This window comes from Actinophytocola sp. (assembly GCF_036555685.1).
Lineage (GTDB): Bacteria > Actinomycetota > Actinomycetes > Mycobacteriales > Pseudonocardiaceae > Actinophytocola.
In genome coordinates, this window is the sequence record NZ_DATBKY010000100.1 from 1 (window position 1) to 6,607 (window position 6,607).

A 6,607-nucleotide genomic window follows, 5' to 3' on the forward strand; every position below is an offset into this window, starting at 1 on the left:
CGGGGTGTCGCGCGAGTGGCACCCCGCCCCGACTGCGCTGAGTAAGGTGGGGGCCTGTGACCAGCACGTTCTCGATCGGCGACCGGGAGACCGAGCCGATCGTCCTGACCGCTCTCGAGTTCGACGTGCTGTGGGAGCACCTGCGGCTGGGACAGCTCCCGCTCATCGTGAAGGTCCCCTCGCCGGGCAAGACCTTCGAGGAGCGCGCGCGGCTCGAGGAGCGGGTCTGGGCCGACCTCGAGGGACGCGGCCTCGGGCGGCCGGTCGACGTGAACCCGGACATCGAGGACATCCTGTCGCTCCTGGCGAAGCCCGAGCGGGAGGTCGACGTCCGGGCGCACGCGGGGCGGGGCCTGCGGGTGCTGGCGGCTGCGGTCGGCGAGCAGGCGGCGGTCGCGGAGCTGTCCGACGGCTCGGTGACCTTGCGGCGCGCGTCGGCATCCGGCCTGCCGGCGGCCGCGCTCGCGTCGTTGCCGCCCGCGCCGGCGGGTGCCGGCCGGTCGGTGGCGTTGCCGACGTCGGACTTCGAGGCGGCGGCTCACGGCGCCGCGGGCACGCGGGAGGGCTTCCACAAGGCGTTGCTGGAGCGGGGGGTCCGCGAGGACGACGCGGCGGCCCTGACGGAGATGATCAAGGACGTGTCGGCCACGGGGAACTTCGGCGCGGCCGCCCGGGACAAGTTCGGCCGCCGGTTGCGGGCCGAGCGCGTGGTGTCCTTCTTCGACACCGAGGACGGCCGCTACGTGCAGATCCGCCGCCCGTCCCAGGACGGCACGATGTGGACGACGATCTCCCCGGCCGACCCGCGCAACCTGACCCACTACGTCGAGGAGATGCTGGCGGACGTCGTGCGGGAGGCGTCCTGACGAAGCCGGTCGATCCCCACGCCCTCCGCGAGGCCGTCCTGGCGATCGGCCCGTGGCTGGCCGGCGACGCGCCCGCCCCGCCCCGCCCGGCACTGGCCTCGGCGGTCCGGCTCAGCCTGCGCACGCTCGCGCAGCTGGCGCCCGGCCGGAGCGTGGAGGTGCGGGTACCGCCCTTCGCGGCCGTGCAGTGCGTCGAGGGCCCCCGGCACACCCGGGGCACGCCACCGAACGTGGTGGAGACCGACCCGCACACGTGGCTTCGCCTGGCGACGGGCTCCCTGTCCTGGCCGGACGCCGTGGCGGCGGGCAAGATCACCGCGTCGGGCAACCGCGCCGACCTGTCCGCGCACCTCCCGTTGCTGCGCCTGCCACCCGCCTGACGGGTCAGAAGAGGCGGCCCAAGGTGTTGTCGTACACGGACCTGCCCGCGTCCACGAGGTCGCGGCCGCCCTCCACGACGTCGCCCACGGTTCCGACGACGACGTCGCCGACGTCGCTCGCCAGCTCGCCGCCGGTGGCCTTCAGCTCGTCCCACGCCGCGTCCCAGTCGCCGTGGACGGCGTCCGTCACGGCGTCCCACAGGCCGCCGCCCACGTCCTCGCCGATGTCCACGACTTCCTTGCCGATGTTCGCCGCCGCGTCGATCGCCGGGCCGGCCACCGGCAGGTCCGAACCGGGCAGCGACGGCGGCAACGGCGAGTCCTGCCAGCGAGGCTCGGTGACCGAGGAGTACTGGCCCGTCGCGATGTCGCCGAGGTTGCGCAGCGACTCCGAGCCGTCCTGGTAGTACGTGCTGTGCGCGCCGAGCAGGTTCTCCTCCGTGCCCGCACCGAACTGGTTGGCGCCGAACGCCTTGTCGTAGGGCGTGGTCGACGAGCCGTCCGCGGTGAACCAGTCGCCGCTCGTGCCCTGCACGATGGGGTCGTGCTCGGTCATCCCCGCCCACACATGGCCCGCGCCCGGCGACAGCTGGTCGACCGACGACGCCCCCACGCCCGGCGAGCCGAGGAACGCGATGTCGTCGGCGGCCAGCCCGTGCATCGCCGCGTAGCCGACCGTCGTGCTGCCGTAGGAGTGCCCCAGCGCCGTCACGTGCGGGTCGTGCCCGGCCGCCTCGGCCGCCGCGCGGTAGCCGTCCACGTCGGCCGTGAGGAGCCCGCCGCCCTCGATCGCGCTGTCCGCCGTCACCACGCTCAGGTCCCACGACGGCGCGTCGTAGCCCAGCCACGCCACCGTCGCGTTGTGCGTGCCCGGGGCCGCCGCGTCCATCGATGCCCGCAGCTCGACCGCCTGCCCGTTCGGGAACCCGTGCTCCAGCGTCGTCCCGACCCCCGGCACGGTGACCGCGACGTTGTCCGCCACGTCCGGGTTGCCGAACGCCACGGCCAGCACCCCGTCCTGCCGGCCCGGTCCGACGGGGTCGTAGGACAGCACGTACACCTCGTCCGGCAGGCCCTTCGCGAGCGCCATCTCGCGCGCGTCCGCCACCCGTGCCTGCGCGGCCGCCGCGTTGTCCAGCTGCCGGTTCACGTCCTGCCGCTTCTCGAGCAGGTCCGCGAGCGCCGGGTCGCCCCGCAGCGCGCTCTCGTCCGCCGGGTCCAGGCCCAGCGCCGACGCCCGCGCCGTGACCTCGGAGTCCAATGTGGACTTCGTGGCGCGCAGCGTTTCCCGGTCCGCCGAGATCCGCCGCCGGTTCGCCGTGTCCAGCACGGGTGCGGGCAGCCCGCGCAGCCGGCCGAGCTCGTCGAACCGCGTCGCCAGCAGCGTGTCCCGGTCCGTCTGCGAGAGGCCCTGCCACCACGCCGCGACCGCGCGCGGATCGGATCCCGGCGGCGGCACCGTCACCCCGCCGCCGAGCACGCCGGTCCGCTGCCACGCCGCGTCCGCGCCCGCCACCTCGGCGAACGCCGGCCGCAGCCCGGTCAACGACCCGGCGTACGCTCGCAGGCTCTGCTCGTACCCGTCCTGGACCGCGGTGAGCGCCTGGTTGACCAGCGACGCGAGCGCGGCCTCGGCCCCGCCGTCCATGCCCGGCGGCCGCGACCGCCAGGCCGAGATCGCGTTGTCCGCCGCCACCCGCATCGTCGTGTACGCGCCGGCGGCCGCCTCGATCACCTGCGCGGCCTGCGCCACCCGCGCGTGCGCGGTCGACGTCGCGGTGCCGGACAGCGCCGAGTGGTCCGCGAAGGCTGACGCCGCGCTGCCCCGCCAGCCCGAGGCCGCGGTCGACGCGCCGCCCGCCAGCGCCGAGCGCGCGCCGTCCAGCGCCGAGAGGGCCGACAGCAGCGGCCCGGCGGTCGTGCGGATCCGGCCCGCGTCCCCGCCGGCCAGCCGCGCGTAGAGCTCCTCCGGGTCGCTCACGAGCCGGCCGCCGTCACGCCGGCGGCCGCGTTCTCGTCGCACCGCTCGTAGTCCTCCGCGCTCGACACGAGCCCGTCCGCCGCGGCGCCGACCCACGTCGCGCCGTGTCGCAGGTCCTCGCCGTGCTCGCCGACGAACGTGGCGAACGCCCTGGCCAGCTCGTCGGCGGCGGGCACCTCGCCGAGCGCGGACGGGACCAGCTGTGCCGCGGACAGCAGCGCGGCGGCCTCCCCGACCGCGTCCGCGCCGGCGTAGACGTCGCGTGCCGCGCCTCGCAGGGTGGCGGGGTCCACCTGGTATCCGGTCTGATACCCACTGGCCACGGCGAACCTCCAATACTGGGGTGCGCTCCGAAATTAACCGACCGGACGCCTGCGTAGTGTGTTTCCGCGCACACTGTGTGCATGTGCGTACGAACCGGACGGAAGGAACGGCATGCCGGTGTGGACCCCGCAGCGGTGGACCAAGGTGTTCACCGAACAGGCGGCGATGTTCCGCGAGGCCGTCGGCGAGGGTGACCCGCGCGCCGGCGTGCCCTCGTGTCCGGGGTGGACCTTCACCGAGCTGACCCTGCACGTCGGCCGGTTCCTCGCCCAGGTCACGCGCTACCTCACCAGCGGCAGCGCGGTCCAGCTGCGCCCGCCCCCGGCCGAGCGGCCGCCGGATCCGCTCGGCTACCTCGACAAGCGGCTCGCCGAGGCATCCGACGCGCTGGCCGCGACGCCCGGCAACCGTCCGGTATGGACGTTCTCGCCCGCGGCGCCCGGCCTCGCGTGGGTCTGGCACCGCCGCGCCGCGCACGAGCTGAACCTGCGCCGCTGGGACGCGCAAGCCGCCCGGCGCACGCTGGTGCCGACCGACCGCGACCAGGCCGCGGACGCGATCGACGAGCTGCTCGGCACGCTGCAGGCGGCGCGGCTGCGCACCGACTCGCCGCCGGTGACGAAAGGCACCGCCGTGGTGTCCGCGACGGACGGTCCCGAAAGGTGGTTCGTCCGGCTCACCCCCGGCGAGGTCCCGCTCGTCCGCCAGGCCGCCCGCGACGAGCCGGCCGACGCCCACCTGGACGGCCGGACCGAGAACCTGCTCTACCAGCTGTGGAGCCGGATGCAGCTCACCGGGTCGGGCGACGAGTCCGTGCTGCGCACGCTCAGAATGAGCTGACCGCCACTCCGGCGCGTCGCGTGGTCCTGGGCGGAGGCGACATACACTGAACTCACCTGACGCCGTCCGCAGGGGAGCAGACTCGGTGGTCACCGACCAGAGGAACGCGCCGGAACCCGAGCCCCGCGAAGAGTGTGGCGTGTTCGGGGTGTGGGCGAAGGGCGAGGAGGTCGCCAAGCTCACGTACTTCGGGCTCTACGCGCTGCAGCATCGTGGGCAGGAGGCCGCGGGCATCTCCGTGTCCGACGGCCGGCAGATCGTCGTCTTCAAGGACCTCGGCCTGGTCAGCCAGGTGTTCGACGAGCAGACGCTCTCGTCGTTGCGCGGCCACGTCGCGGTCGGCCACTGCCGGTACTCGACGACCGGCTCGACCACATGGGAGAACGCCCAGCCCACGTTCCGCAACACCGCCATCGGCAGCGGGTTGTCCTTGGGCCACAACGGAAATCTCGTGAACACGGCCGACCTGCTCGAACGGGCACGCGCGGCCGGCATCCGGACCAACAACGGCGCCACCACCGACTCCGACCTGCTCTGTGGGCTGCTCGCCGCCGAAGCCGCGGACCGGGGCATCGAGCAGGCCGCACTAGAGCTGCTGCCGAGCGTGCGCGGCGCGTTCTGCCTGGTGTTCGCGGACGAGACGACCCTGTACGCGGCGCGCGACCCGCACGGCGTGCGGCCGCTCGTGCTCGGCCGGCTGGAACGCGGCTGGGTCGTGGCGAGCGAGACGGCCGCGCTGGACATCGTCGGCGCGTCGTTCGTGCGCGAGGTCGAGCCCGGGGAGTTGCTCGCCATCGACCAGAACGGGCTGCGCTCGTCCCGGTTCGCCAACCCCGAGCCGAAGGGCTGCCTGTTCGAGTACGTCTACCTGGCACGGCCGGACACCACGATCGCCGGCCGCTCGGTGCACGCGACCCGCGTGGAGATCGGCCGCCGGCTCGCCGGGGAGGCACCCGCCGAGGCGGACCTCGTCATCCCCGTGCCCGAGTCCGGCACCCCGGCGGCGATCGGGTACGCGCAGGGCTCGGAGATCCCGTACGGCTCCGGCCTGGTGAAGAACGCCTACGTGGGGCGCACGTTCATCCAGCCCTCGCAGACGATCCGCCAGCTCGGCATCCGGCTCAAGCTCAACCCGCTCAAGGACGTCATCCGCGGCAAGCGGCTCGTGGTCGTCGACGACTCGATCGTGCGCGGCAACACCCAGCGCGCGCTGGTCCGCATGCTGCGCGAGTCCGGCGCGGTCGAGGTGCACGTGCGCATCGCGTCACCGCCCGTGCGCTGGCCGTGCTTCTACGGCATCGACTTCGCGTCGCGGGCCGAGCTGATCGCGAACGGCATGGAACTCGACGACATCCGCCGCTCGATCGGCGCCGACTCGCTGGGCTACATCTCGCTCGACGGCCTGGTCGCGGCCAGCGAGCAGCCGCGCAGCCGGCTGTGCATGGCCTGTTTCGACGGCAAGTACCCGATTCCGCTGCCGGACGAGGAGCTCATCGGCAAGCACCTCCTCGAGGGGCTGGAGAAGGGCGTCGCAGGTTCTGCCGCTCCCGTCGTGCCCGCCGGATATGGTGCGGAGGACGCACTCCAGCGACCCTGAACCGGGAACCATGACCGACACCAGCAACAGCCCGCACGCGACCTATGCCGCCGCGGGGGTGAGCATCGAGGCCGGTGAGCAGGCGGTCGAGCAGCTGAAGCCGTTCGCGAACAAGGCGACGCGGCCCGAGGTACTCGCGGGGATCGGCGGGTTCGCCGGCCTGTTCAAGCTCAAGCTGGACCGCTGGAAAGAGCCGATCATCGCCTCGTCCACGGACGGCGTCGGCACGAAGATCGCGGTGGCACAGGCACTCGACGTGCACGACACCGTCGGCATCGACCTCGTGGCGATGGTCGTCGACGACCTCGTGGTGTGCGGTGCGGAGCCGTTGTTCATGCAGGACTACATCGCGGTGGGCGCGGTGATCCCGGAGCGGATCGCCGCCCTCGTCAAGGGCATCGCGGACGGCTGCGTGCAGGCGGGCTGCGCGCTGCTCGGCGGCGAGACCGCCGAGCACCCGGGCCTGATGGCCGACGGCGCGTACGACCTGTCGGCGACCGGCGTGGGCGTGGTCGAGGCGGACGCGGTGCTCGGGCCGGAGCGGGTGCGGCCGGGCGACGTGGTGATCGGCATGGGTTCGTCGGGGCTGCACTCCAACGGGTACTCGCTGGCCCGTCAT

7 protein-coding genes are annotated in these 6,607 nt (G+C 73.8%); 5 read left to right on the forward strand and 2 right to left on the reverse strand.

Annotation, left to right across the window (positions count from 1 at the left end):
- The first annotated feature begins 56 nt into the window (after positions 1-56).
- Complete coding sequence (locus VH969_RS10240; RefSeq protein WP_331973437.1) at positions 57-866, forward strand: ESX secretion-associated protein EspG; 810 nt, start codon at positions 57-59, stop codon at positions 864-866.
- Entirely contained in the window at positions 863-1,246 is a 384-nt protein-coding gene (locus tag VH969_RS10245) for a sterol carrier family protein (protein WP_331973443.1), read from the forward strand. Before VH969_RS10240 ends, VH969_RS10245 begins: the two co-directional genes overlap by 4 nt.
- 4 nt (positions 1,247-1,250) lie before the next feature.
- On the opposite strand, the gene VH969_RS10250 is transcribed toward VH969_RS10245, so the two are convergent.
- Complete coding sequence (locus VH969_RS10250; protein ID WP_331973438.1) at positions 1,251-3,269, reverse strand: alpha/beta hydrolase; 2,019 nt, start codon at positions 3,267-3,269, stop codon at positions 1,251-1,253.
- Positions 3,224-3,550 (reverse strand): DUF2563 family protein, encoded by a 327-nt coding sequence (locus VH969_RS10255; protein ID WP_331973439.1) that lies wholly within the window; start codon positions 3,548-3,550, stop codon positions 3,224-3,226. The genes VH969_RS10250 and VH969_RS10255 overlap by 46 nt, the downstream gene beginning before the upstream one ends.
- A 112-nt stretch (positions 3,551-3,662) precedes the next feature.
- On the opposite strand from VH969_RS10255, the gene VH969_RS10260 reads away from it, so the two are divergent.
- The 3 genes from VH969_RS10260 to purM form a co-directional block, all read left to right on the forward strand.
- Positions 3,663-4,391 carry a maleylpyruvate isomerase N-terminal domain-containing protein gene (locus VH969_RS10260; protein ID WP_331973440.1) on the forward strand — a complete coding sequence of 243 codons (729 nt, stop codon included), beginning with the start codon at positions 3,663-3,665 and terminating at the stop codon, positions 4,389-4,391.
- Between the two features lie 85 nt (positions 4,392-4,476).
- Positions 4,477-5,988 carry an amidophosphoribosyltransferase gene (gene purF, locus VH969_RS10265; protein ID WP_331973441.1) on the forward strand — a complete coding sequence of 504 codons (1,512 nt, stop codon included), beginning with the start codon at positions 4,477-4,479 and terminating at the stop codon, positions 5,986-5,988.
- A 10-nt stretch (positions 5,989-5,998) separates the two neighbouring features.
- Positions 5,999-6,607, forward strand: a 609-nt coding sequence (gene purM, locus VH969_RS10270) for a phosphoribosylformylglycinamidine cyclo-ligase (protein WP_331973442.1), incomplete at its 3' end; no start/stop codon positions are given.